The organism is Caulobacter sp. (genome assembly GCF_017744445.1).
Lineage (GTDB): Bacteria > Pseudomonadota > Alphaproteobacteria > Caulobacterales > Caulobacteraceae > Caulobacter.
The window spans coordinates 1-713 of record NZ_JAGIBH010000093.1; the positions used below are offsets into that span (position 1 = coordinate 1).

General features: G+C 68.9%; 2 pseudogenes. Both read right to left on the minus strand.

Going from position 1 to position 713, the window contains the following annotated elements:
• A pseudogene (locus tag J7528_RS23820) lies at window positions 1-486 on the minus strand (lipopolysaccharide biosynthesis protein); the annotation flags it as partial.
• A pseudogene (locus tag J7528_RS23825) lies at window positions 483-713 on the minus strand (glycerophosphotransferase); the annotation flags it as partial. The pseudogenes J7528_RS23820 and J7528_RS23825, both read right to left, overlap by 4 nt.

The following is a 713-nucleotide window of genomic DNA, read 5'->3' on the forward strand; positions in this document are numbered from 1 at the left end:
GTGCTGTTCGGCGGCCAGGAAGCGGAAGCGGTCGAACAGGCGCAGCAAGCCTACCGATGTGGCCGAGTCCATCACGGCGATCGACAGGGCGTACGCCGCCGCGACCGGCGACAATTCGGCCGGCCAGCCCAGCAGGTGGCCGAACAGCAAGGCGCCGACGACGCCCAGGGTCACGCCCACGGCCGCGCCGATCGAGTCGAGCAGCAGGGTGAAGCGGAGGACCTGCTGGAACCGGGGGCGATCACCCTCGAGCAAGGGCTTGGCCCCGAACTGCAGCATCGTCTGCCAGGACTGGAACTTGGCCACCTCGCCCAGGAACTGGGCGAAGGCGTTGATCAGCACCACCATGCCCATCAGGGTCGTGCCCAGGCCGCGCGCGGTCAGGGCGATGTAGGCCAGGCCCACCACGGCGTTGACGGTCCGACCGCCGAGCAAGGCGCCGGCGTTGGCCAGCACCCGCTTGAGAACGCTCGATTCCGTGCTCATCGAAGACGACGGCCCTTGACCGGCAGGCGCTCGACGATCGCGCGCGCGGCCCGCAGCGACGAGGACTCATCGTGCAGGTCGAAGCTTTCAGCGAAGCCGCGACGTTGGGCCCCGTCGTAGTCGGGCTGGCTGACACGGGCCGAGGCTACGGCGTCGATCAGGTGATCGGGCTGGTCCAGAACCGGTCCGTAGAGCCAATGCTGAAAACTCTCGTCCCCGCGCCAGGC